At 37.2% G+C, this 24753-nt stretch carries 24 protein-coding genes and 2 tRNA genes; all 26 read left to right on the top strand.

The window, feature by feature from the left end; translation table 11 throughout:
• Nucleotides 1–102: 102 nt before the first annotated feature.
• The 26 genes from spoVT (at nucleotide 103) to lysS (ending at nucleotide 24451) form a co-directional block, all read left to right on the top strand.
• The gene (spoVT, locus tag Q9306_RS16475; RefSeq protein ID WP_306200446.1) at nucleotides 103–639 is read left to right on the top strand and encodes a stage V sporulation protein T; all 537 of its coding nucleotides are present in this window, start codon (nucleotides 103–105) and stop codon (nucleotides 637–639) included.
• Between the two features lie 216 nt (nucleotides 640–855).
• Entirely contained in the window at nucleotides 856–2457 is a 1602-nt protein-coding gene (locus Q9306_RS16470; protein ID WP_306200444.1) for a putative polysaccharide biosynthesis protein, read from the top strand.
• 11 nt (nucleotides 2458–2468) lie between these two features.
• Nucleotides 2469–3932: a bifunctional methyltransferase/pyrophosphohydrolase YabN gene (gene yabN, locus Q9306_RS16465; RefSeq protein ID WP_306200442.1), complete on the top strand. Its 1464-nt coding sequence runs from the start codon at nucleotides 2469–2471 to the stop codon at nucleotides 3930–3932.
• A gap of 12 nt (nucleotides 3933–3944) precedes the next feature.
• Nucleotides 3945–4226 carry an RNA-binding S4 domain-containing protein gene (locus tag Q9306_RS16460; protein ID WP_098917476.1) on the top strand — a complete coding sequence of 94 codons (282 nt, stop codon included), beginning with the start codon at nucleotides 3945–3947 and terminating at the stop codon, nucleotides 4224–4226.
• A gap of 55 nt (nucleotides 4227–4281) precedes the next feature.
• Entirely contained in the window at nucleotides 4282–4590 is a 309-nt protein-coding gene (gene yabP, locus Q9306_RS16455; RefSeq protein WP_020062142.1) for a sporulation protein YabP, read from the top strand.
• Entirely contained in the window at nucleotides 4587–5240 is a 654-nt protein-coding gene (gene yabQ, locus Q9306_RS16450; protein WP_306200439.1) for a spore cortex biosynthesis protein YabQ, read from the top strand. The genes yabP and yabQ overlap by 4 nt, the downstream gene beginning before the upstream one ends.
• Complete coding sequence (locus tag Q9306_RS16445; RefSeq protein WP_306200437.1) at nucleotides 5237–5596, top strand: FtsB family cell division protein; 360 nt, start codon at nucleotides 5237–5239, stop codon at nucleotides 5594–5596. The genes yabQ and Q9306_RS16445 overlap by 4 nt, the downstream gene beginning before the upstream one ends.
• Nucleotides 5597–5683: 87 nt before the next feature.
• Nucleotides 5684–6157: a S1 domain-containing RNA-binding protein gene (locus Q9306_RS16440; protein ID WP_306200435.1), complete on the top strand. Its 474-nt coding sequence runs from the start codon at nucleotides 5684–5686 to the stop codon at nucleotides 6155–6157.
• Between the two features lie 166 nt (nucleotides 6158–6323).
• Nucleotides 6324–6397: transfer RNA gene (locus tag Q9306_RS16435), tRNA-Met, on the top strand.
• An 11-nt stretch (nucleotides 6398–6408) separates the two neighbouring features.
• Nucleotides 6409–6480: transfer RNA gene (locus tag Q9306_RS16430), tRNA-Glu, on the top strand.
• Nucleotides 6481–6848: 368 nt separating this feature from the next.
• A complete protein-coding gene (gene spoIIE, locus Q9306_RS16425) occupies nucleotides 6849–9326 on the top strand; it encodes a stage II sporulation protein E (protein WP_306200433.1) in 2478 nt (825 codons plus the stop codon).
• Nucleotides 9327–9825: 499 nt separating this feature from the next.
• Nucleotides 9826–11256, top strand: coding sequence for a tRNA lysidine(34) synthetase TilS (gene tilS, locus Q9306_RS16420; RefSeq protein ID WP_306200431.1), 1431 nt, complete (start codon nucleotides 9826–9828; stop codon nucleotides 11254–11256).
• Nucleotides 11253–11795, top strand: a complete 543-nt coding sequence (gene hpt, locus Q9306_RS16415) for a hypoxanthine phosphoribosyltransferase (protein WP_306200429.1) — start codon at nucleotides 11253–11255, stop codon at nucleotides 11793–11795. The genes tilS and hpt overlap by 4 nt, the downstream gene beginning before the upstream one ends.
• A gap of 87 nt (nucleotides 11796–11882) precedes the next feature.
• Complete coding sequence (ftsH, locus tag Q9306_RS16410) at nucleotides 11883–13802, top strand: ATP-dependent zinc metalloprotease FtsH (RefSeq protein ID WP_306200427.1); 1920 nt, start codon at nucleotides 11883–11885, stop codon at nucleotides 13800–13802.
• A 360-nt stretch (nucleotides 13803–14162) separates the two neighbouring features.
• Nucleotides 14163–14951, top strand: a complete 789-nt coding sequence (locus tag Q9306_RS16405) for a type III pantothenate kinase (RefSeq protein ID WP_098917468.1) — start codon at nucleotides 14163–14165, stop codon at nucleotides 14949–14951.
• A gap of 6 nt (nucleotides 14952–14957) precedes the next feature.
• A complete protein-coding gene (gene hslO / locus Q9306_RS16400) occupies nucleotides 14958–15833 on the top strand; it encodes an Hsp33 family molecular chaperone HslO (RefSeq protein WP_306200425.1) in 876 nt (291 codons plus the stop codon).
• A gap of 116 nt (nucleotides 15834–15949) precedes the next feature.
• On the top strand, nucleotides 15950–16873 hold the full coding sequence (gene cysK, locus Q9306_RS16395) for a cysteine synthase A (protein ID WP_306200423.1): 924 nt from the start codon (nucleotides 15950–15952) through the stop codon (nucleotides 16871–16873).
• Nucleotides 16874–17064: 191 nt separating this feature from the next.
• Nucleotides 17065–18462 (top strand): anthranilate synthase component I, encoded by a 1398-nt coding sequence (gene trpE, locus Q9306_RS16390; protein ID WP_306200421.1) that lies wholly within the window; start codon nucleotides 17065–17067, stop codon nucleotides 18460–18462.
• Nucleotides 18463–18467: 5 nt separating this feature from the next.
• On the top strand, nucleotides 18468–19055 hold the full coding sequence (gene pabA / locus Q9306_RS16385; protein ID WP_306200419.1) for an aminodeoxychorismate/anthranilate synthase component II: 588 nt from the start codon (nucleotides 18468–18470) through the stop codon (nucleotides 19053–19055).
• The gene (pabC, locus tag Q9306_RS16380; RefSeq protein WP_306200417.1) at nucleotides 19049–19906 is read left to right on the top strand and encodes an aminodeoxychorismate lyase; all 858 of its coding nucleotides are present in this window, start codon (nucleotides 19049–19051) and stop codon (nucleotides 19904–19906) included. The genes pabA and pabC overlap by 7 nt, the downstream gene beginning before the upstream one ends.
• Complete coding sequence (gene folP / locus Q9306_RS16375; RefSeq protein ID WP_306200416.1) at nucleotides 19896–20729, top strand: dihydropteroate synthase; 834 nt, start codon at nucleotides 19896–19898, stop codon at nucleotides 20727–20729. Before pabC ends, folP begins: the two co-directional genes overlap by 11 nt.
• Before the next feature lie 5 nt (nucleotides 20730–20734).
• Nucleotides 20735–21097 carry a dihydroneopterin aldolase gene (gene folB / locus Q9306_RS16370; protein WP_306200414.1) on the top strand — a complete coding sequence of 121 codons (363 nt, stop codon included), beginning with the start codon at nucleotides 20735–20737 and terminating at the stop codon, nucleotides 21095–21097.
• On the top strand, nucleotides 21094–21609 hold the full coding sequence (folK, locus tag Q9306_RS16365; protein WP_306200412.1) for a 2-amino-4-hydroxy-6-hydroxymethyldihydropteridine diphosphokinase: 516 nt from the start codon (nucleotides 21094–21096) through the stop codon (nucleotides 21607–21609). Before folB ends, folK begins: the two co-directional genes overlap by 4 nt.
• Nucleotides 21561–21764 carry a helix-turn-helix domain-containing protein gene (locus tag Q9306_RS16360; protein WP_098917460.1) on the top strand — a complete coding sequence of 68 codons (204 nt, stop codon included), beginning with the start codon at nucleotides 21561–21563 and terminating at the stop codon, nucleotides 21762–21764. The genes folK and Q9306_RS16360 overlap by 49 nt, the downstream gene beginning before the upstream one ends.
• 23 nt (nucleotides 21765–21787) lie before the next feature.
• Nucleotides 21788–22786, top strand: a complete 999-nt coding sequence (gene dusB / locus Q9306_RS16355) for a tRNA dihydrouridine synthase DusB (protein ID WP_306200409.1) — start codon at nucleotides 21788–21790, stop codon at nucleotides 22784–22786.
• Between the two features lie 165 nt (nucleotides 22787–22951).
• A complete protein-coding gene (lysS, locus tag Q9306_RS16350) occupies nucleotides 22952–24451 on the top strand; it encodes a lysine--tRNA ligase (RefSeq protein WP_306200408.1) in 1500 nt (499 codons plus the stop codon).
• Nucleotides 24452–24753 lie beyond the last annotated feature (302 nt).

Below are 24753 nucleotides of genomic sequence, written 5' to 3'. Positions count from 1 at the left end.
GAAGAACTAATGTGTAAAATACTATGCTTAATAGTTGGTGATTTTTACATGAACAGGTAAAACACCACTTTTATCATCAGTAGAAAGTGAGGCAGCATTAGAATGAAAGCAACTGGAATTGTACGTCGAATTGATGATTTAGGAAGGGTTGTTATTCCGAAAGAAATTCGCAGGACTCTCCGCATTCGGGAAGGTGACCCATTAGAAATTTTTGTTGATCGCGATGGAGAAGTTATTTTAAAGAAATATTCTCCAATTAGCGAGTTGGGTGATTTTGCTAAAGAATATGCAGATGCTTTGTATGATAGTTTAGGGCATAACGTACTTGTTTGTGACCGCGATTCAATTATTGCTGTCGCCGGCGTGTCCAAAAAAGAATACTTAAATAAAAGCGTTGGAGATTTAGTTGAGAAAGCGATGGAAGAACGTAAATCGGTTATCATGACAGACGAAAGTGAAATTTCGATTATTGATGGAGTGGCCGAAAAGGTACAATCTTATACAATCGGTCCGATTATCGCAAATGGCGATCCGATTGGAGCTGTTATTATTTTTTCAAAAGAAGCAATCATTAGTGATGTAGAACATAAAGCTGTGGAGACAGCAGCAAGCTTCCTAGCAAAACAAATGGAACAATAAAGCCCAACCTAACCATCAGTGAGTACTTCCTTACAGATGGTTAGCTGAGCCAATCCTACGGGCGGTTAATGCAATGTACCGCGGAATTATATATTTATGTAAAGGTAGCGCTTTGCTACCTTTTTTTATATGATCACATTGAAAGTGGAAGGCTGTTTTTTTCTTTGTGATATAATACGTAGGATGAGTATAAGAAAAAAGGGAGATTGTATGGTTATGGAGACGAATAAGTACCAAGCTTTTTGGCGCGGAGCGATTATATTAACAATTGCGAGCTTTGTTACAAAAGTATTAAGCGCCTTTTACCGTATTCCATATCAAAATATAGCTGGTGATATTGGTTTTTATATTTATCAGCAAATTTACCCGTTTTACGGGTTTTGTTTAATTTTAGCGACATATGGTTTTCCAATCATTATTTCAAAAATGATTGCAGAACGATTAGAGCGAGGAGAGCGAAAAGAAGCAGAATCCATAATATGTATTTCTTTTTGGTTTTTATTAGCTATTGGGATTGTAGGATGTAGTGTATTGTTTTTTGGTGCGCATACAATTGCATCTTTAATGGGAGATGCGAATTTGGAAAAGCTAATTTGCGTTATTGCATTTTCTTTTTTATTAATGCCATTTCTTTCGGTAGCACGAGGTTATTTTCAAGGGTTTGGAAATATGATGCCAACAGCTATATCACAGGTAATAGAACAAACGATTCGCGTATCCATTATCGTATTCTTATCATTATTCCTTATCAAAAAAGGGTTTGATTTATATACGGTGGGAGCAGGTGCTATGTTTGGCTCAATAGCAGGTAGTTTTATTGGTGTGGTTGTATTGCTGTTTTATTTGCGAAAGGATTTTGGTTCTATTTTTGTGCGAAGTTTTAAAGGAATTTCCAATAAAAAGACCATTATTCGTACGTTATTTTGGCAAGGGATTGCAATTTGTGTTAGTAATTTAGTGTTAATTTTTATACAAATGGCAGATTCTATTTCACTTTATAGCTTACTTGTGCAGAATGGAGAGCCAGTAGAAATAGCAAAAACGTTAAAGGGGATATACGATCGCAGCATTCCTCTTATGCAGCTTGGGACGGTTGTGACAACATCGTTTTCACTTTCTTTAATTCCGATGATTACAGCTGCAAAAGAGAGAGGAGATCACGTATTTATTCGCGAAAAAGTACAGTTAGCAATTAAAATTACATTTGTAATTGGGCTTGCTGCATCATTAGGACTCGCGAGTATCATTCGTCCAACAAATATTATGTTATTTGCAAATAGCGATGGTTCTGTTGTATTGGGGATTTTATCTATTTCGATTCTGTTTAGTTCATTAGCAATTACAACTGCATCTATTTTGCAAGGAGTAGGACAAACTGTAAAACCGGCTTTATTTGTTGTAATTGGTGCATGTGTGAAATTGTTACTCAATTATATATTCATGCCGCATTTTGGTGTAATCGGTGCAGCGATTGCAACTGTGATTGCACTGTTGTGTATTGCTGTATTGAATAGTGTATTACTGATTCGGGTTGTTAATGAACCACTTATACAGAAAAAACCTATTGTAGGTGTGACAATTGGAGCATTAAGTATGGTGTTAGTACTTGCTGGGTGTATGTATATGTTTGAGTGGTTTGGATTACAAGCTAACGCGGAGCATAGAGGATTGGCAGCGATTCAAGCATTACTATGTGTCGGTGTTGGTGGTTTACTATATGTATTTTTAATTTTAAAGCTACAAGTATTTACAGCGCAGGAACTTGGGACGGTTATGAAACAAGAAAAAGTACAAACTTCGTTGAAGAAGAGTGGATAGAGGTGGGCGTTATGAAAAGAACAATTACGATTTTAGGATTAGGAGCCGGTGAGTTAGACCAGCTTACAATGGGCGTATATCGAAAAGTGAAAGAAGCGGCGCACATGTACGTTCGAACAAAAGAGCATCCAGTTATAGCGGAGCTCGAGAAAGAAGGTGTATTATACACATCTTTTGATGCTGTATATGAAGCGTATGATACATTTGAAGAAGTGTATGAAACAATTTCTAACACATTGATTCAAAAAGCCAAGGAAGCTAATATTTTATATGCGGTTCCGGGTCATCCACTTGTGGCAGAGCGTACTGTACAACTTTTGCTACAAAAAGGAGAAAAAGAGAATATTGAGGTGCGCATCGAGGGTGGACAAAGCTTTTTAGACCCAATGTTTACAAGTTTGAAAATTGATCCAATTGAAGGGTTTCAGTTAATTGATGCGACGTCATTTGAAAGAGGACAATTAGAGCTTCGTCAGCACTTAATTTTCTGCCAAGTGTATGATGCATTTATTGCATCTGAGGTCAAACTAACATTAATGGAAATGCTTCCAGATGATTATGCAGTATATATCGTGACTGCGGCAGGAACATCATTTGAACAAGTGAAGAAAGTACCGCTTTATTTATTGGATCATGAGGCGGAGCTTAATAATTTAACGAGTGTGTATGTGCCGCCGGTGTTAAATCGACAATCATTGTATCAAGAATTTGCTGTATTACGTGATATTATCGCGGAGCTACGCGGACCAAACGGATGCCCGTGGGATAAAAAGCAAACGCACCAAACATTAAAGAAATATTTAATTGAAGAAGCATATGAGGTATTAGAAGCTATTGATGAGGAAGATGACGATCATCTTGTTGAAGAACTTGGTGATGTTCTGTTGCAAGTTATGCTTCATGCGCAAATTGGTGAAGATGAAGGTTGGTTCTCGATTGATGATGTCATTCGCACGTTGTCTGAGAAAATGGTACGTCGTCACCCTCATGTATTCGGAGATGTTAGTGTAGAGACGGCTGCTGATGTTGTTACGAATTGGGAAGAAATTAAGAAACAGGAAAAAGGAAATGTAAAAGAGTCTATCTTATCGGGTATTCCGAAAAGTTTACCTCAGTTAATGCGTGCTTATGAAATTCAAAAAGAAGCTGCAAAGGTTGGTTTTGACTGGGATCATATTAAGCCAATGATGGAAAAAGTAGATGAGGAATGGGAAGAATTTCAACGTGAAGTGACGGTTATGGATGAAGAGAAAATGTTATCGGAATTTGGGGATTTAATATTTGCATTTGTGAATATTGCTCGCTATTATAGAATCAATCCGGAAGAAGCACTTCACAAAACAAACGAAAAATTTATAAGCCGTTTTTTATATATGGAAGCAAAGATTGCTAGTATGGAGAAGGAAATGAAAGATTTTTCTTTAAAAGAACTTGATGCATTATGGGAAGAAGCAAAGCGAATAGAGAATGAATAAGGGGGAGTTGTTGTGCGTTTAGATAAATTTTTAAAAGTGTCTCGTCTTATCAAAAGAAGAACATTAGCAAAAGAAGTTGCAGATCAAGGACGAATTATGATTAACGGTCAAGTTGCGAAAGCAAGCTCAACTGTAAAGGCAGAAGATGAATTAACGATTCGTTTCGGTCAAAAAGTTGTTACGGTAAAAATTAATGAATTAAAGGAAACGACAAAAAAAGAAGATGCGGCAAACTTATATACCGTTGTTCGTGAAGAGAAAGTTGAAGTAAAAGCAGAAGATAGCTTGTTCTAAATGATTTTGTCCTCTCATACATTGATACTAGTTATAAAGTTATGGGGGGATGGACGTGAACAAAGGGTATTCAATGTCGTCTTCTAATCAACAAAATGTTACTGTAGAACATGACGTTGTAATGAGAGGAAGGCGCGTTCTTGATATTACAGGAGTCAAGCAGGTAGAGAGTTTTGATAGTGAAGAATTTTTGTTAGAAACAGTCATGGGCTTTTTAACAATACGCGGTCAAAATTTACAAATGAAAAACCTTGATGTTGAAAAAGGACTTGTGTCCATTAAAGGGAAAATATATGAGATGGCTTACATTGATGAGCATCAAGGGGAGAAAGCTAAAGGATTCTTTAGCAAGTTGTTTAAATGAGCTTAACGGTTCAATTATATACAATGCTTTCAATGATTGGGATGGGCGCTTCACTAGGAGCAGCTTTAGATACATACCATCGCTTTTTGAAGCGCGGGGAGCGAAAGCGTTGGCTCGTATTTATCTATGATATTTTATTTTGGATTGTCCAAGCTCTTGTTGTGTTTTATGTATTGTTGCTTGTCAATGAAGCAGAGTTACGTATGTATGTATTTTTAGCTTTGTTGTGTGGTTTTGCTGCATATCAAAGTTTGTTAAAGTCATTATACATGAAAGTATTAAATTTTTTGATTTACATTTTTGTTCAAACATTTTATTTTTGCGTTCGTGTTGTTCAGTTATTTATTATTAAGCCAATTACGATTTTGATTCATTTAATTATAACGTTTATGCTATTTTTATTTCGTCTTGTAGTTGGGGTTGGAACCGGGTTGTGGAAAGTTATTGTAGCGATATTGCGGTTAGTGTGGAAAATTATTTTGATCCCTGTTCGATTTGTTTGTTTTGTTATATGGAAACTTCTCCCTAGCCATGTTAAAATTTTTATAAAGAGACAAGCAGGACTTTTAAAATATTTCAAGAAAATGAAGAAGCATATATTCCGAATTTGGGAACTTATAAAAAAGAAGTTAGGGGGACCTCGGAAATGAGGGAACTAAAGCAAAAGTATGTATTGGAACAGAATCCAAATTCTGTTAAAGAGCATATAATACAATCGAACGAAGGTAGAAGGCGCGTTTATCGTCGATTAGCTTTATTTTTGGCATTTGCTTTTGTAGTTACTGTAAGTCTTGGTGTTACATTCTATCAACAAAATAGTACGATTAACGCTAAAGAAGCAAAAGTAAAAGAGTTAGAAAAAGAAACAAATGTATTAACGACGAATGAAAAACAGCTGAAAGATGAAATCCAAAAATTGCAAGATGAGAATTATGTTTTAGAGATTGCTAGAAGGGATTATTACTTTTCAAAGCCTGGGGAGATAATTTTTCCTATTTCTAAGTAGTAGGTGTTGTATTGACACTATATTTTAAGATTATATATAATGAAGTAAAATTTGACTTTTTAACCACTAAGGAGGAGCGTTTTTTTTATGTCAATCGAGGTAGGCAGCAAGTTACAGGGTAAGGTAACAGGTATTACGAATTTTGGGGCTTTTGTAGAGCTGCCAGAGGGATTAACTGGTCTTGTTCATATTAGTGAAGTTGCTGATAATTATGTAAAAGATATTAATGATCACTTAAAAGTAGGCGATCAAGTAGAAGTAAAAGTTATTAACGTTGAGAAAGACGGTAAAATTGGTTTATCTATTAAAAAAGCGAAAGAACGTGAAAAAACAGAAGGTGAGCAACGCGATAATCAACGTGATAATCAACGCGCTGGACGCCCTGCTGGGCGTAATCGTTCTTTTAACAGAGACAACCGAGGTGGCGGCGACAACCGCAATCAAAAAGAAACATTTGAGCAAAAGATGGCTCGCTTTTTAAAAGACAGTGAAGATCGTTTAACTTCTTTAAAGCGTAATACGGAGTCAAAACGTGGCGGCCGTGGCGCTCGTCGCGGATAAAACTTGCTGTTTATTTTAAAATAAAGAGAAGCACCCAGAGTGTTCACTCAGGGTGCTTTTTTATGGTGAAAACAGCGTATAGAAAAAATGATAAAAAACATTTAAAAACATATTGACTTAAAATGCTGTTTAAGATAATATATTAATTGTCCGTTAAATACGACATGGCGGTGTAGCTCAGCTGGCTAGAGCGTACGGTTCATACCCGTGAGGTCGGGGGTTCGATCCCCTCCGCCGCTATATATTTTAACGGCCCGTTGGTCAAGTGGTTAAGACACCGCCCTTTCACGGCGGTAACACGGGTTCGAATCCCGTACGGGTCATCGCTGAAAAGATCATGCAAATTATGCATGATCTTTTTTTGTCTTGTTATTGTGGATGGTTATTTTATGCTTCACAACTTTGAGCTTGAGATAATTGTTGGCAAATTTCAATCGGTGATAAAAATGTTTAAAGTTTTATTTTATGTTAAGGAATTGTAAAGTTGTGCGCTTCTTCTACAAAAACAACTAATATTTTTTGAAAATTCAATAATTTATTAAAGGATTTACGTGTAACTCTGTATATATATGGTGCTATTTTGTATAAAAAGTCGAACAATTATTGTGTTGCAAACTGTTATTTTGACAAAAACTCCGCAACATACATTTTATAATTACAAGTAATAAAATATGCAGGTGGTGTTCAAAATATGCCAAGAGCAGGAAGGAATACTGTCAATCCAAATTCTAGTGCGCTTGCTATAGGCCGTGGGCAAATGACAGCTGAAAAGTGGACAAGCAAATTAAGGGTGAAACTGGAACAAATTTTCTTTCGTTGGGGATTTGTGGTTGCGTTGGTTGGTTTTCTTTTGGGACGAGCATATATTTTAACGAACATTTTACCGTTTGCTTTGCCATTTTTTGCTGCTGTATATGTGATGAAACGCGATAAAATGGCCCTTGCATTCTTAGCTGTAATGGCAGGTGCATTTTCGGTTTCATTAGAAAATTTATTTTTTGCCTTTGCATCTATATTTACATTCTTCATCTATAATATCTTCTTTAGTCGTTTTACAAGTAAGACGATTGGACTTGTACCATTTCAAGTATTTATTTCCGCATTAACCGCTCATCTTATCGTTGTTTATTTCGCGCAAGGATCAATTGGTATGTATGATCTGCTTGTTAGTACAATTGAAGCAGGATTAAGCTTCGTGTTAACAATGATTTTCTTACAAAGTGTTCCTCTTTTAATGGAACGAAAAGGAAAACAACAATCATTAGAAACGGAAGAAATTGTTTGCCTGATTATATTGCTAGCATCTGTATTAACGGGTACAACAGATTGGTTTATTTATGACTTATCAGTTCAGCATATTTTCACGAGATATTTAGTATTAGTGTTTGCATTTGTGGCAGGAGCGGCAACAGGTTCTACAGTAGGAGTTGTGACAGGTTTAATTTTAAGTTTAGCGAATGTAGCAAGTTTATATCAATTAAGTTTACTGGCGTTCTCTGGATTGTTAGGTGGCCTGTTGAAAGAGGGGAAGCGAATAGGGGTAAGTTTAGGTTTGTTAATTGGAACAAGTTTAATTACGCTATACGTAGATAAACAAACGAGTATTGTAATGACGTTATTGGAGTCGGGCGCTGCGATTGCGTTGTTTTTATTAACGCCTAAGTTAATCGTTGAACGTCTTTCCAAGTATATGCCAGGCACACAAGAACATGCGAATGATCAACAACAATATTTAAGAAGAATGCGTGATGTTACGGCAAATAAAATTAATCAGTTTGCAAATGTGTTTGAAGCATTGTCTAATAGTTTTTCTATATATGGGTATGTGGAAGATGAGGATAAGGACACAGAGACGGATTTATTTTTAAGCACAATTACCGCCAAGACATGTCAGACGTGCTTTAAAAAGGATCAGTGTTGGGTTGTGAATTTTGATAAAACGTATGATTATATGAAGCAACTTATGAACGAAACAGAGGAAGGTACATTGCAAAATAACCGTAAATTGCTCCGTGATTTTGAAAAATATTGTGTGAGAGGAACGAAGGTAACAGGTTTGATAGATGATGAATTAGAGCATTTTTATGCAGGGCAAAAGTTAAGGAAGCAAATGCGTGATAATCGTAGAATTGTCGCTGAGCAACTTATGGGTGTTTCGAAAGTAATGGCAGATTTCTCAAAAGAGATTCAAAAGGAAAGAGAGAATCATCAGGTGCAAGAGGAACAAATTTTACAAGCATTTCGTGATTTTGGTGTAGAGGTTGAACATGTCGATATTTATTGTTTGGATCGGGGGAACATTGATATTGAAATGATGATTCCTGCTTCGTGTAATAAACACGGGGAATGTGAAAAGCTTGTCGCTCCGATGTTGTCTGATATTTTACACGAGACAGTTGTCGTGAAACATGAAGACCAATCAGCGTATCCAAATGGTTACAGTACAGTGTCTTTTGGTTCAGCTAAAACGTTTATTGTTGATACAGGCCTTGCTACAGCGGCTAAAGGAGGGGGATTTGTATCTGGTGATTCCTATGCCATGATGGAGTTAAGTGTGGGGAAATATGCACTGGCTATTAGTGATGGAATGGGAAATGGAAGACGAGCTCACATGGAAAGTAAAGAGACAGTGAAGCTGTTGCAAAAAATATTGCAATCAGGTATTGATGAGGAGATTGCAATAAAATCGATTAATTCCATTCTCTCGCTGCGAACAACTGAAGAAATGTTTACAACATTAGATTTAGCGATGATTGATTTACGTGATGCAAATGCTAAGTTTTTAAAGGTTGGTTCTACGCCAAGTTTTGTAAAGCGTGGCAATCAAGTGTTTAAAATAGAGGCGAGTAATTTACCGATGGGAATTATTGAAGACTTTGAAGTAGATGTTGTAGGTGAACAATTAAAATCTGGTGATATTTTAATCATGATGAGCGATGGGATTTTTGAAGGTGCAAAACATGTAGAGAATCATGAGGTGTGGATGAAACGGAAGATTAAAGAATTAGAAACGGAAGATCCACAAGAAATTGCTGATATTATTATGGAAGATGTTATTCGTACCGATAATGGATATATTAATGATGACATGACAATTGTGGTCGCAAAAGTAAAAAAGAATATGCCGAAGTGGGCTACAATTCCTATTGTTAGTAAACAAGCGCAATAAAGTGAAACTTTAATCAGTGGGGGGCTCTTCATCCCCCGCTGATTATTAGTTGAACCAATCGGGCTTTTACGGGCAGTTTATCTCCCGCCTAACTTCTTTGCTTTCGCCGAATTTTGAGGTGGGGCTCTTCATCCCCCACTGATTATTAGTTGGACCAATTAAGCTCCTCTGGACTCCATTCTCTCTTGATGAAAAGTGTGGATAGTTATTCTCTACGTTTCTCTTTTCGTTTGTTATAATTTTGAAAAGTAGAAATATCAGTATCTCTTACTGTTTTTTGATTTAAAAGAGGGAAATGATAAGGCCTAGGAATATACCTGAGGCCTATTTGTTATACATGGAATATTTAATTTTGTTTATTTCTGTATTCAAACAACAAATGCATATGTAAGATAAATTGTGAAATTTATACATCTTTGTTTTGCAGAAAACTTGTAAAAGTTGTACCATTATATCAAGGTATGCTATCGTTTTAGCTCAATGAAAGGTGATTGCAGCATTGAAAGATGAATTTGTTAAAAAGGTAGATGCTTTTGTAGAAAGGCATAATTTATTAGAGGTACATTCTACGGTTGTTGTTGGTGTATCAGGAGGACCTGATTCTTTAGCGCTCCTCTTCTATTTGTTAGAGAAGCGTGAAGAGAAGAAATTGCAAATTGTAGTAGCTCATGTTGACCATATGTTTCGCGGTGAGGAATCGCAAGAAGATTTACGATTTGTGAAACAATTGTGTGAAAATCTTAATGTTATCTGTGAAGTGATACAAATTGATGTAAGGCAGTATCAGAAACAAAATCGAATGAGTGCGCAAGTTGCGGCAAGAGAATGTCGATATGCATTTTTGGAAAGAATAATGAGAAAACATAATGCACAATATGTAGCTCTTGGTCATCATGGTGACGATCAAATTGAGACAGTTTTAATGCGTCTTGTGCGTGGTAGCACTTCAAAAGGTTATTCTGGAATTTCTGCGAAACGAGCTTTTGATAAAGGTTTTTTGATTCGACCTTTGCTGGCAGTAACGAAAGAAGAGATTCTTGCTTATTGTAAGAGAAAGGATGTTGTCCCTCGTATTGACCCTAGTAATACAAAAGAAACGTATACAAGGAATCGATTGCGAAAGTATGTTCTTCCTCATTTAAAGCAGGAGAATCCAAATGTTCATGAACGCTTTCAAGCTTTTAGTAAGTTTATGCAAGAGGATGAAGCGTATTTGCAGGAATTAGCTTTTGAAAAAATGAATAAAGTAATTAAGAAAAAGGATACAAAAAGAGTTGTCGTATCAATTCCTGCATTTGAATCTACGCCTATACCTTTACAAAGGAGAGGGATTCAACTAATATTAAACTATCTTTATGAATATAAAATCCCATCTTCGCTTTCTTCTGTACATATTGACAAGGTGATCGATTTTCTTAAACGAACGCATCCTTCTGGTGTACTTCATTTTCCAGGTGGATTAGAGGTTGTTCGTACATACGAAGAGTGTATTTTTCGGTTTGTGGAAGAAAAAGTTATTTTTTCTCCTCGTGTTTTACAAGTGCCAGGAAAGGTAACATTAGTAAACGGTGATGAGTTTGAAGTAGAAATTAGCGATTGTGTACCTAATCTGGTGAATGAGATGATGTTTGTTGCAAAATATAATGAAATAACATCTCCACTTATTATTCGTCCGAGGGAAGATGGCGATCGAATGTCAATTCAAGGTATGAATGGTACAAAGAAGTTAAAGTCTATTTTTATTGAGGCAAAAGTGCCGAAGGAAAAAAGGTCAAACTGGCCAATTGTTTGTGATGCGAGTGGAAATATTATTTGGATTCCGTTGTTGAAACGATCTGCATTTGCTATTTCGCGAGAAACAGTAGATAAGGATACATATATTATTATTCATTACAAAAGCAAGGAGTCTTCCAGGAGGATAATGAAATGATGAATCAAGATATTGAAAAAGTATTAATTTCTGAAGAACAAATACAAGAAAAAGCAAGAGAACTAGGTGCAATTCTTGCAGAGGATTATAAAAACACGGTACCTCTTGCAATCGGTGTACTAAAAGGTGCAATGCCATTTATGGGGGACTTATTAAAGCGCACAGATGCATATCTTGAAATGGACTTTATGGCTGTATCTAGCTACGGTCATTCTACTGTTTCAACTGGTGAAGTGAAAATTTTAAAAGATCTAGATACTTCTGTAGAAGGGCGCGATATTTTAATCGTAGAGGATATTATCGATAGCGGCCTTACATTAAGCTACTTAGTAGACTTATTTAAATATCGTAAAGCAAAATCTGTGAAGATTGTAACGTTATTAGATAAGCCAACTGGTCGAAAAGTGGATCTTAAAGCGGATTATGTTGGGTTTACTGTTCCACACGAATTTGTTGTGGGATATGGATTAGACTATAAGGAACAATATCGTAACCTTCCTTATGTCGGTGTATTAAAACCAAGCGTATATTCCAATTAATAATATTAAGCATTACAATTGGATAGGAAAGTTTTTCTATGGTACTATTTACTATTATAGTTTGTATGCTGTGAGAGGAGGTTAGGGATGAATCGGATCTTCCGTAATACCATCTTTTATTTACTTATATTTTTAGTGGTAATTGGTATTGTGAGCTATTTTAATGGTTCAACTCAAAAAACAACGCCAATTAGCTACGATAAATTCATTGCTAAACTTGAAAAGGGTGAGGTTCGTAATGTACAACTTCAACCGAAAAATGGTGTATTTGAAGTAAAAGGACAACTAAGTACTGATAGTCAGGAAAAACAGTTTGTAACTTATGCACCTAACACTGAAGAATTGCAAAAGAAAATTAATGACAAAGCACAAGGTACAGAAGTGAAATATCAACCTGCAGAAGAAACAAGTGCTTGGGTAACATTCTTCACTTCCATCATTCCTTTTGTAATTATTTTCATTTTATTCTTCTTCTTACTTAACCAAGCGCAAGGCGGCGGTAGCCGTGTGATGAACTTCGGTAAAAGTAAAGCGAAGTTATACAATGATGATAAGAAAAAGGTTCGTTTTAGAGATGTAGCTGGAGCGGATGAAGAAAAACAAGAACTTGTTGAGGTTGTAGAGTTCTTGAAAGACCCTCGTAAGTTTGCGGAGGTTGGTGCTCGTATTCCGAAGGGGGTTTTATTAGTTGGACCTCCAGGGACAGGTAAAACATTACTTGCACGTGCTGTTGCAGGTGAGGCTGGTGTTCCATTCTTCTCTATTAGTGGTTCTGACTTCGTAGAGATGTTCGTCGGTGTCGGTGCTTCTCGTGTACGTGACTTATTTGAAAATGCAAAGAAAAACGCACCTTGTATCATTTTCATTGATGAAATTGATGCGGTAGGTCGTCAGCGTGGGGCAGGTCTTGGTGGTGGCCACGATGAGCGTGAGCAAACATTAAACCAATTACTTGTAGAAATGGATGGTTTCGGAGCAAATGAAGGTATTATTATCATTGCTGCAACAAACCGACCTGATATTCTTGATCCAGCGTTATTACGTCCAGGACGTTTTGACCGTCAAATTACAGTGGATCGTCCAGATGTAAATGGTCGTGAAGCGGTGCTTAAAGTACACGCGCGCAATAAACCGTTAGATGAAAATATTAATTTACGTGCTATTGCAACGCGTACACCAGGCTTCTCTGGTGCTGATCTTGAAAACTTATTAAATGAAGCGGCTCTTGTAGCGGCGAGACAAGATAAGAAGAAGATCGATATGAGTGACATTGATGAAGCAACGGATCGCGTTATTGCGGGTCCAGCTAAGAAAAGTCGTGTTATCTCTGAGAAAGAACGTAATATCGTTGCATTCCATGAAGCGGGACATACTGTAATTGGGGTAGTGCTTGATGAAGCGGATATTGTTCATAAAGTAACGATTGTACCGCGTGGTCAAGCTGGTGGATATGCAGTAATGCTTCCGAAAGAAGATCGTTACTTCATGACAAAGCCAGAATTGCTTGATAAAATTACGGGTCTACTAGGTGGGCGAGTGGCTGAAGAAATTGTATTTGGAGAAGTAAGTACAGGAGCTCATAATGACTTCCAACGTGCGACTGGAATAGCTAGACGCATGGTAACTGAGTTTGGTATGAGTGATAAGCTCGGACCAATGCAATTCGGTAGCTCACAAGGCGGTCAAGTGTTCTTAGGAAGAGACTTCCATTCTGAGCAAAACTATAGTGATGCAATTGCACATGAAATTGATATGGAAATGCAAAGCATTATGAAAGAATGTTATGCTCGTGCAAAACAACTTCTTACTGAAAACCGTGATAAGCTTGATATTATCGCAAATACGTTGCTTGAAGTAGAAACGTTAGATGCAGAGCAAATCAATCATTTATGTGAACACGGTACATTACCGGAGCGTAAAACATCTTCTGAAAGTGATGTAAAGGTAAACATCACAATGAAAAAAGAAGATGAAGTACCAGAAGATAAAGAAGAACCGAAGGAGTGACAATTGTCGCTCCTTTTTTTCTTTGCGGTATAGCCGGGCTTAAACATTGAAAAAAGGAAATGGATTTTTGTAAAATGGTGAGGATAGGAAAGCTGAACATGTGTATAAATATGGTATGATGAGGTTATAAAGTAAAACTTCTAGCAGCGGGATAAAGTGAAACTTTAATCAGTGGGGGTTTTCTTCATCCCCCACTGATTATTAGTTGAACCAATCGGGCTTTTACGGGCAGTTGTCCCACACCTATCTTCTTCGCTTTTCTCTGAATCATGAGGTGGGGGATCTTACTGCCCGCGAATAGCGGGATAAATTTTGTACATATTGCACAAATATACATTAAATAAGATAAGTGGTGAGAATATGATTTTTGTATTGGATGTAGGGAATACAAATGCGGTACTTGGTGTGTTTGAAAATGGTAAACTTCTTCAGCATTGGCGTATGGAAACAGATCGTCATAAAACGGAAGATGAATACGGGATGCTCGTAAAACAATTGCTTGAACACGAAGGAATTAGTTTTCATGATATAAAAGGAATTATTATTTCGTCAGTTGTCCCGCCTATTATGTTTGCTTTAGAGCGTATGTGTGAGAAGTATTTTAAAATTAAACCTCTTGTAGTTGGACCAGGAATTAAGACGGGTTTAAATATTAAGTATGAGAACCCACGTGAAGTAGGGGCTGATCGTATTGTAAATGCGGTAGCTGGTATTCAGTTATACGGAAGTCCTCTTATTATTGTCGACTTTGGAACAGCAACTACATATTGTTATATTAACGAGAATAAGCATTATATGGGTGGGGTAATTACACCTGGTATCATGATTTCAGCAGAAGCATTATACAGTAGAGCGGCAAAACTTCCTCGTATTGAAATTACAAGACCAAGTAGTGTCATTGGAAAGAATACAGTAAGTGCAATGCAGGCGGGGATTTTATATGGTTATGTTGGACAAGTAGAAGGTATTGTAAAGCGAATGAAAGAGGAAGCTAAACAAGAACCGACTGTTATTGCAACAGGTGGGTTAGCGAAATTAATTGCAGAGGAATCGAACGTTATTGATATTGTCGATCCATTTTTAACACTTAAAGGTTTATATATGTTATATGAGCGTAATGCGAATTTACAACAAGAGAAAGGTGAATAAATGAAAATGAAAGATTATTTGGTAAAAGCGCTAGCGTTTAATGGAGAAGTGCGTGCCTATAGTGTTCACACAACAAATACAGTGAGCGAAGCACAAAGACGTCATGATACATGGAGAACTGCTTCTGCAGCACTTGGTCGTTCTTTAACAGCAGGTACAATGATGGGTGCGATGTTAAAGGGTGATCAGAAGCTTACAATTAAAGTTGAAGGTAACGGTCCTCTCGGTCCAATTTTAATAGATGCACATGCAAATGGGGATGTACGTGGTTATGTAACAAATCCGCATGTTGATTTTGAAGCAACAGAACAAGGGAAGCTACGTGTATATCAGGCTGTAGGAACAGAAGGATTTTTAACAATTATTAAAGATATCGGTATGCGTGAGCCGTTTATTGGTCAAGTTCCACTTGTTTCAGGGGAATTAGGAGAAGATTTCACGTATTATTTTGCTGTTTCTGAGCAAACGCCTTCCTCTGTTGGTGTTGGCGTTCTTGTTAATGGCGATGATAGTGTTTTAGCAGCGGGTGGATTTATTTTACAAATTATGCCTGGTGCACAAGAAGAGACAATTTCGGCTCTTGAAGAGCGTTTGCAAAAAATCCCGCCTGTTTCTAAGCTTATTGAGCAAGGTCTAACTCCTGAAGAGTTGCTATATGAGTTGTTAGGAAAGGAAAATGTAAAAATTTTAGAGACAATGGATGTGCAATTTAATTGTACATGTTCTCGTGAGCGTATTGAAGGCGTATTAATAAGCTTAGGGAAAACCGAATTAACGCAAGTGCGTGATGAAGAAGAAGAGACAGAAGTACATTGTCATTTTTGTAATGAACGATATAACTTTTCTAAAGAAGATATAACAAAATTAATAGAAAGTTTGTAAGGAAGAAAAAGGTTATTTGTCTATTTTAAATCATCCAAATAGATTGACAAATAACCTTCTTTTTGACAAAATGTACATAAATCCAATGAAAATACTCGGTGTTAGGAGTGACGGAGATGCAAGTGGCACAATCAATTTCAGAATTAATCGGAAAAACGCCGATTGTTAAGTTAAACCGCATTGCAAAAGAGGATAGTGCAGATATTTATTTGAAATTAGAGTTCATGAACCCTGGGAGTAGTGTAAAAGATCGTATTGCTTTAGCGATGATTGAAGTTGCTGAGAAACAAGGATTATTAAAAGAGGGCGATACGATTATTGAGCCGACAAGTGGAAACACAGGGATTGGTTTAGCGATGGTAGCGGCAGCAAAGGGGTATAATGCGATTTTAGTTATGCCAGAAACGATGAGTGTTGAACGTCGCAATTTATTGCGTGCTTATGGAGCAGAATTAGTGTTAACGCCAGGATCAGAAGGGATGGGCGGAGCAATTCGTAAGGCAACGGAGTTATCGAAAGAACATGGATACTTTATGCCTCAACAGTTCCAAAATGACGCAAATCCAGAAATTCATCGTTTAACTACAGGTCCGGAAATTGTTGAGCAGATGGGTGATCAATTAGATGCATTCGTTTCAGGTGTTGGTACAGGTGGAACAATTACGGGTGCTGGTGAAGTATTAAAAGAGACGTATAAAGATATCAAAATTTATGCTGTGGAGCCTTCTGATTCGCCGGTATTATCAGGTGGAAAACCGGGTCCTCATAAAATTCAAGGTATTGGTGCTGGATTTGTTCCTGGAACGTTAGATACAGATGTATATGATGAAGTTATTCAAGTAAAAGCAGAACAAGCATTTGAATATGCAAGAAAAGTAGCGCGCGAAGAAGGAATTTTAGTTGGTATTTCATCTGGAGCAGCTATTTATGCGGCGGCAGAAGTTGCAAAAAAACTTGGAAAAGGCAAGAAAGTACTTGTCATCATTCCGAGTAATGGTGAGCGTTATTTAAGTACACCGCTTTATCAGTTTGAATCATAAGTTTTAATATATGGAAAGCATTCCTTAAAAAAGGGATGCTTTTTCTTTTTTCGTTTGAAAATAGGAAAAGAGTGAACGACTAGAAAACTTCATGTAAAATAAGTGTTAGTTGAACCCAATCGGGTTTCTGCGGACGGTTCAATATTTTTAACCGATCGTTAGAACAGGATAAAATAAGACGAGGTGTTTATATGCAGCGACGAAAATCTTTAGCTATTTCAGTTCCGTATCAGTTAGACCTTTTTAAACAGTATAAGTTCCTTTCGCAAAATAAACCTCATCATATCATTTTAGAAAGTGGCCGCGGGGGACGTTATAGTATTGTTGGGCTTGATCCTGTAGCGATTGTTCGCGGGAAAGATGAAACACTACATATATGGGAAAATGGAGAGGGAACAATAGAAAAGGGGAATCCATTGCACCTAACGCAACAGTATATGGAACAATGGAAAACAGAACATAATGATGCGTATCCGCCATTTCAAGGTGGCGCAATTGGTTATTTCAGTTATGATTGTATACGCTATATTGAGAAAATACCTTCTCTTGCAGAAGATGATGTAAATGTACCAGATATATTTTTCTTATTGTTTGATGATGTATTTGTTTATGACCAGAAAGAACAAATGTTATGGATTATTACGCATTATACAAATGATGAGAAGCAAGCGAAGCAACACTTAAATAAATTAAAAGAGCTTTGGTTACAAGATGTGCCAGAAGTAACAATGCAATTTATTCGACCTAAAACAAATAAAGAAGCAGTTTCCTTCACAGAAGCAGAGTTTGTTGAAGCTGTTGAGCGAATTCAGGATTATATTAGCGCGGGAGATGTATTTCAAGTGAATTTGTCTACAAGACAAGAAAAAACATTGCAAACGCATCCTCTGGAAATTTATACGAAGCTTCGTGAAATTAATCCTTCTCCATACATGGGTTATTTAGAGCTTGGAGATTTTCAAATTGTAAGTGCTTCACCAGAGCTATTAATTAAAAAGCAAGATAATGAAGTAAGTACACGTCCGATTGCGGGGACACGCTCTCGCGGGAAAGATGAACAAGAAGATCAAAAGCTTGCAAAAGAGCTAATTGAAAATGAAAAAGAGCGCGCGGAACACGTTATGCTTGTTGATTTAGAGAGAAATGATTTAGGGCGTGTTTGTGAGTATGGGACAGTAGAAGTGGATGAATTTATGGTGATTGAAAAATATTCCCACGTTATGCACATTGTTTCAAATGTACGCGGGGAATTACAGCAAGGGAAAGATGCTTTTGATGGTGTGAAGGCTGTATTTCCGGGTGGGACGATTACTGGAGCGCCGAAAATTCGGACGATGGAAATTATTGAAGAGTTAGAACCAGTTCGCCGTGGTATTTATACAGGCTCAATTGGTTGGATTGGTTATTCAGGAGATATGGAATTAAATATTGTCATTCGTACGTTGCTTGCGAAAGATGGACAAGCGTATGTACAGGCAGGTGCAGGAATCGTTATTGATTCCAATCCGAAAAATGAGTATAAAGAGTCGTTAAAGAAAGCAATAGCATTATGGCGTGCGAAAGAAAGTAGCGAAGAAACGGTTAGGTGAGAGAAATGATATTAATGATTGATAATTATGATTCCTTTACGTTTAATTTAGTGCAATTTCTTGGAGAGCTAGGACAAGAACTTATCGTCAAACGTAATGATGAAATTACAATTGAAGATATTGAAAACATGCAGCCTGATTTCTTAATGATTTCTCCAGGGCCGTGTAGTCCGAATGAAGCTGGGATTAGTATGGATGTGATTCGTCATTTTGCAGGGAAGATTCCGATTTTTGGCGTTTGTTTAGGGCATCAATCGATCGCTCAAGTATTTGGGGGGGATGTTGTTCGTGCGGACCGTTTGATGCACGGAAAAACGTCCCTAATGCACCATGATGAGAAAACAATCTTTACTGATATTCCAAATCCATTTACAGCAACGCGTTATCATTCTTTAATTGTAAAAAAAGAAACATTACCAGAGTGTTTGGAAGTAACATCTTGGACAGAGGAAGGAGAAATTATGGCGCTTCGTCATAAAACATTACCAATCGAAGGGGTACAATTCCATCCAGAATCTATTATGACTTCCCATGGTAAGGGATTGCTGCAAAACTTCATCCGTCATTACAGCCGGAGTACTTCTGTATGTTAATTTATGTGAACGGTTCATTTGTAGAGGCGAGTGAAGCTAAAATTTCTCCTTATGATCATGGGTATTTATATGGTCTTGGTGTATTTGAAACGTTCCGTATTTACAATGGGCACCCTTTCTTACTAGATGATCATTATGAGCGGCTTATGACCGCTCTTTCGTCATTACATATTGCGTGGGAAATGACAAAAGAAGATGTGAAAAGTATTTTAAACGAGTTAATGGAAAGAAATCATTTGCAAAATGCGTATGTTCGTTTTAATGTATCTGCAGGTAGCGGAGAAATTGGCTTGCAGACAGATATGTATGAAGAGCCTTCTGTTATTGTTTTTATAAAGTCTTTACCAGCGGATTGTGAGGTAATAGAAAAAGAAGGAGTCATTTTAAAACAAACACGCAATACGCCAGAAGGAGAGTTTCGTTTAAAGTCACATCATTATTTAAATAATATTTTGGGGAAACGTGAGGTCGGAAATACAACTTCGAAAGAAGGGATTTTTCTTACAAAAGAAGGGTATGTTGCGGAAGGGATTGTTTCGAACATCTTTTTTGTGAAAAATGACATATTGTATACACCGTCACTACAAACTGGAATTTTAAATGGGATTACTCGTGCTTTTATAATAGCAGCAGCTGAAACGCTGGAGCTCAAAGTAAGAGAGGGACTATTTTTACATGAAGAGTTACTTGCAGCTGATGAAGTATTTGTTACGAATTCCATTCAGGAAATTGTCCCGATTGGGTGCATTGGAGAAGCGCATTTCCCAGGTAAAGAAGGATTGATTACGAACAAGCTTTTGCGTGTATATGAAACGTATCGTGAAAAGCTTTGGAGTAAAAATGAATTGTGAAAAGGAGATGTCTAATATGCAATGCGGTGAATATACATTGAACTTAAATGAAAAGACGTTCATTATGGGGATTTTGAATGCTACACCTGATTCTTTCTCTGATGGTGGTAATTATAATGAAGTGGAAACAGCTGTTCGTCATGCAAAAGAGATGGTAATGAACGGCGCGCATATTATTGATATTGGCGGAGAGTCTACTCGTCCTGGCTTTGCTAAAGTCTCAGAAGAAGAAGAGTTGCAACGTGTTGTACCAATCCTTCAAGCTGTATCAGGGGCGGTAGATGTTCCTATATCTATTGATACGTACAAAGCGGAAGTTGCAAAACAAGCTATTGAAGCTGGTGCCCATATTATTAATGATGTTTGGGGAGCGAAAGCAGAACCGGAAATTGCAAAAGTAGCGGCGCATTATAATGTACCGATTATTTTAATGCATAACCGCGAGAATACTAATTATCGAAATCTGATGGCGGATATGATTGCTGATTTGTATGAGAGTATTACAATTGCGAAACGTGCAGGTGTACGTGATGAGAATATTATTTTAGATCCAGGTATAGGGTTTGCAAAAACATTTGAACAAAATTTAGAAGTAATGCGAAATCTAGAACAGTTGAAAGTGTTAGGGTATCCGCTTCTTCTTGGAACTTCTCGAAAATCATTTATTGGTCATGCGTTAGATTTGCCTGTAGAAGAACGTTTAGAAGGAACTGGTGCAACGGTTTGTCTTGGCATTCAAAAAGGTTTTGAAATTGTACGCGTTCATGATGTGAAAGAGATGTCCCGCATGGCGAAGATGATGGATGCTATGTTAAGGGGGTAAAAGATTTGGATAAAATTTTTGTTCATGATATGGAGTTCTACGGTTACCATGGTGTATTTCCTGAAGAAAATAAATTAGGACAGCGTTTTAAAGTGGATTTAACTGTAGAATTAGATTTAAAGCGAGCTGGAACGAGTGATAACTTAGAGCATTCCGTAAACTATGGAGAATTATACGAGTTATGTAGATGTGTGGTAGAAGAGAAAACGTATAAACTTGTGGAAAGTATTGCGGAAAATATTGCGGCGGATATATTAGAACAGTACGATTGTATTATGAATTGTATTGTAAAAGTTATTAAACCAGATCCGCCAATTCCAGGACATTACCGTGCGGTAGCGGTGGAGATTGAGAGAGGGCGCTCATGAATAATGTAGTTTATATTGCTTTAGGTTCGAATATGGGTGATCGCTATACGTATTTATTACAAGCGATAGAGTTGTTGCGGTCACATCCGGGTATGGAGGTTGAGGATGTATCATCTGTTTATGAGACAGACCCGGTTGGATATACAGAACAAGATCAGTTTTTAAATTTAGTTATAAAAATTTCTACCAATTTATTGCCTCAAGAATTATTAATGGTGACGCAAAAAGTGGAGGATGAACTAGGAAGAAAAAGGGAAGTCAAATGGGGACCGCGTACCATTGACCTTGACATTTTGCTCTATAATCACGAAAATATTGAAGCAGAGAATCTTGTTGTTCCGCATCCGCGGATGTTTGAAAGAGCTTTTGTTATCGTTCCGTTGATGGAAGTTAATCAAGAAATTAACCGAAACATTTCACGTTCACAAGTAGAAGAAATGAAAAGGCGAGAGGGAGTAACGGTATGGAAGCAGAGAAATGGGGAAGACGCATTCGCGCTTTTCGTAAACTAAAAGGCTATACGCAAGAAGGATTTGCGAAAGAATTAGGGGTATCTGTATCGGTTTTAGGTGAAGTTGAGAGAGGGAATCGAGTTCCGTCTCGAGATTTTGTTGCAGAGGTTGCAAAAACGTTAAAAGTTTCAATAGAAGAATTAATGCCGAAGTAGGGATAAAGAAGGGAGGTAATTAAGTGTTAAAGATTGCAAACATTGAAATGAAAAATCCAGTTGTACTAGCGCCGATGGCAGGGGTATGTAACTCTGCATTCCGTTTAACGGTAAAAGAATTTGGTGCAGGATTAGTATGTGCGGAAATGGTAAGTGATAAGGCGATTTTATTTAACAATCAAAAAACGTTAGACATGCTATATATTGATGAAAGAGAAAAACCATTAAGTCTGCAAATTTTCGGTGGGGAAAAAGAAACGCTTGTCGAAGCCGCGAAATATGTAGATAAAAATACAACAGCTGATATTATCGATATTAATATGGGATGTCCAGTGCCGAAGATCGTAAAATGTGATGCTGGTGCAAAATGGTTGCTTGACCCGGATAAAGTGTACGAAATGGTAGCTGCAGTTGTAGATGCGGTTGAGAAGCCAGTAACGGTAAAGATGCGCATCGGTTGGGATGAAGATCACATTTTTGCGATTGAAAATGCTCAGGCAGTTGAACGTGCGGGTGGTCAGGCGGTTGCTGTTCACGGTCGTACTCGTGTTCAAATGTATGAAGGAAAAGCAGATTGGGATATTATTAAGCAAGTAAAGCAAGCTGTTAATATCCCTGTTATCGGAAACGGTGATGTAGAAACGCCGCAAGATGCTAAACGTATGCTTGATGAAATTGGTGTAGATGGTGTAATGATTGGCCGTGCGGCACTTGGTGACCCTTGGATGATTTACCGTACTGTAAAATATTTAGAGACTGGTGAATTAATGCCAGAGCCATCTGTGCGTGAAAAAATTGATGTATGTATGTTGCATTTAGATCGTCTCATTGACTTGAAAAATGAAGACATCGCAGTTCGAGAAATGCGTAAACATGCAGCTTGGTATTTAAAGGGTGTTCGTGGTAATGCAAGAGTACGTAACGGCATTAACGGTTGTAATACACGTGAAGATCTTGCTTCTTTATTGACGGCATTTGTAGAAGAGATAGAAGTGAAGCAAAAATCTATCCAAGTTGGATAATAGTAAGTGGTAGAAGGAGTGTTTGACATTCCTGTTTTTACTACCTATAATTACGTCTAAGAAATAAGAGCTGCCAGCACGTTGCTGGCAGTTTTTCTAGTTGGATAGAAAATGATATACTGTATATATTGTAAATTTTAATAGAGCTGGAGTGATATCAATACTATGGATAACATGAACCACGAAGAATTAAATGACCAATTGCTCGTTCGTCGCGAGAAGCTACATAACTTACGTGAACAAGGAATCGATCCATTTGGTAAACGTTTTGAGCGTACGCATTCAACGAAAGAATTGTTAAGCTTGTATGGAGAACTTTCTAAAGAAGAATTAGAAGAGAAAGAAATCCCTGTTTCGATTACTGGTCGTATTATGACAAAACGCGGTAAAGGAAAAGCGGGCTTTGCACATATTCAAGATTTACATGGCCAAGTTCAAATTTATGTTCGTAAAGATACAGTTGGCGATGAGCAGTATGAACTATTTAATACAGCTGATTTAGGCGACTTAGTAGGGATTGAAGGGAAAGTATTTAAAACGAAAGTTGGAGAACTTTCAGTTAAAGCAACTGGTTTTACTTTACTAACAAAATCTCTTCGTCCGCTTCCTGATAAATATCATGGATTAAAAGACGTTGAACAGCGCTACCGTCAACGTTACTTAGATTTAATTACGAGCATGGAAAGTCGTGAAACATTTGTAACTCGTAGTAAAATCATTCGTGAGATGAGAAGATACTTAGATAACAATGGCTATTTAGAAGTAGAAACACCGATGCTGCATGCAATTGCGGGCGGAGCATCTGCGCGTCCGTTTATTACACATCACAATGCGTTAGATATGGAATTCTATATGCGTATTGCAATTGAGTTGCATTTAAAACGCCTGATTGTGGGTGGATTAGAGAAAGTATACGAAATTGGTCGTGTATTCCGTAATGAAGGTGTGTCAACTCGTCATAATCCTGAATTTACGATGATTGAATTATATGAAGCGTATGCAGACTATAAGGATATTATGAAGTTAACAGAAAACATGGTTGCTCATATTGCGAAAGAAGTTTTAGGTACAACGACGATTCCATATGGTGAATATGAAATCAATTTAGAGCCAGAGTGGACAAGACTGCACATGGTAGATGCAATCAAACAACATTCTGGAGCAGATTTCTGGAACCCGATGAGTGTAGAAGAAGCTCGTGCATTAGCGAAAGAACACGGTGTAGAAATTAAGGATACAATGGAAGTTGGTCATATTATTAATGAGTTCTTTGAGCAAAAAGTAGAAGAACATTTAATTCAACCTACATTTATTTATGGACATCCGGTGGAAATTTCTCCTCTTGCGAAAAAGAATGAAGAAGATCCACGTTTTACAGATCGTTTTGAGTTATTTATTGTTGCTCGTGAACATGCGAATGCATTTACAGAATTAAATGATCCAATCGATCAAAAAGAACGTTTCGAAGCGCAGCTAAAAGAGCGTGAACAAGGTAACGATGAAGCACACATGATGGATGATGATTATATTGAAGCGCTTGAGTATGGTATGCCTCCTACAGGTGGGTTAGGAATCGGTATTGATCGTCTTGTTATGTTATTAACGAATGCGCCGTCTATTCGTGACGTATTATTATTCCCGGCAATGAGACATAAACAAGACTAAGCTTTGGAGTTTTCTCCAAAGCTTTTTTTATATTATTTTATAAGGTGAAAAAAATTATAAAAAAGCTATTGCATTTTAATTTATGAACTGGTATATTTATATTCGTTGTCACGAACGGCAACGAGGTTAACAACTTGGAAATGAAAAAAGTTGTTGACAGAGAAGTAACGAAATGTTATATTGATAAAGTCGCTTTGAGCGGCAGATGAGTTCTTTGAAAACTGAACGAAACAAACAACGTGAAACGTCAATTTTTATTTATGATGCTAGACAAACACTTTATTGGAGAGTTTGATCCTGGC

Source organism: Bacillus multifaciens (genome assembly GCF_030756675.1).
Classification (GTDB): domain Bacteria; phylum Bacillota; class Bacilli; order Bacillales; family Bacillaceae_G; genus Bacillus_A; species Bacillus_A multifaciens.
Note: the sequence above shows the minus strand (reverse complement) of the source record. Positions and strands in the feature narration are given on the sequence as shown.

What these genes read in the sequence shown, in the direction of transcription:
- spoVT (WP_306200446.1), top strand. Translation starts at nt 103, where the DNA reads ATGAAAGCAACTGGAATTGTACGTCGAATTGATGATTTAGGAAGGGTT.
- Q9306_RS16470 (WP_306200444.1), top strand. Translation starts at nt 856, where the DNA reads ATGGAGACGAATAAGTACCAAGCTTTTTGGCGCGGAGCGATTATATTA.
- yabN (WP_306200442.1), top strand. Translation starts at nt 2,469, where the DNA reads ATGAAAAGAACAATTACGATTTTAGGATTAGGAGCCGGTGAGTTAGAC.
- yabQ (WP_306200439.1), top strand. Translation starts at nt 4,587, where the DNA reads ATGAGCTTAACGGTTCAATTATATACAATGCTTTCAATGATTGGGATG.
- Q9306_RS16445 (WP_306200437.1), top strand. Translation starts at nt 5,237, where the DNA reads ATGAGGGAACTAAAGCAAAAGTATGTATTGGAACAGAATCCAAATTCT.
- Q9306_RS16440 (WP_306200435.1), top strand. Translation starts at nt 5,684, where the DNA reads ATGTCAATCGAGGTAGGCAGCAAGTTACAGGGTAAGGTAACAGGTATT.
- spoIIE (WP_306200433.1), top strand. Translation starts at nt 6,849, where the DNA reads ATGCCAAGAGCAGGAAGGAATACTGTCAATCCAAATTCTAGTGCGCTT.
- hpt (WP_306200429.1), top strand. Translation starts at nt 11,253, where the DNA reads ATGATGAATCAAGATATTGAAAAAGTATTAATTTCTGAAGAACAAATA.
- ftsH (WP_306200427.1), top strand. Translation starts at nt 11,883, where the DNA reads ATGAATCGGATCTTCCGTAATACCATCTTTTATTTACTTATATTTTTA.
- Q9306_RS16405 (WP_098917468.1), top strand. Translation starts at nt 14,163, where the DNA reads ATGATTTTTGTATTGGATGTAGGGAATACAAATGCGGTACTTGGTGTG.
- hslO (WP_306200425.1), top strand. Translation starts at nt 14,958, where the DNA reads ATGAAAGATTATTTGGTAAAAGCGCTAGCGTTTAATGGAGAAGTGCGT.
- cysK (WP_306200423.1), top strand. Translation starts at nt 15,950, where the DNA reads ATGCAAGTGGCACAATCAATTTCAGAATTAATCGGAAAAACGCCGATT.
- trpE (WP_306200421.1), top strand. Translation starts at nt 17,065, where the DNA reads ATGCAGCGACGAAAATCTTTAGCTATTTCAGTTCCGTATCAGTTAGAC.
- pabA (WP_306200419.1), top strand. Translation starts at nt 18,468, where the DNA reads ATGATATTAATGATTGATAATTATGATTCCTTTACGTTTAATTTAGTG.
- pabC (WP_306200417.1), top strand. Translation starts at nt 19,049, where the DNA reads ATGTTAATTTATGTGAACGGTTCATTTGTAGAGGCGAGTGAAGCTAAA.
- folP (WP_306200416.1), top strand. Translation starts at nt 19,896, where the DNA reads ATGAATTGTGAAAAGGAGATGTCTAATATGCAATGCGGTGAATATACA.
- folK (WP_306200412.1), top strand. Translation starts at nt 21,094, where the DNA reads ATGAATAATGTAGTTTATATTGCTTTAGGTTCGAATATGGGTGATCGC.
- Q9306_RS16360 (WP_098917460.1), top strand. Translation starts at nt 21,561, where the DNA reads ATGGAAGCAGAGAAATGGGGAAGACGCATTCGCGCTTTTCGTAAACTA.
- lysS (WP_306200408.1), top strand. Translation starts at nt 22,952, where the DNA reads ATGGATAACATGAACCACGAAGAATTAAATGACCAATTGCTCGTTCGT.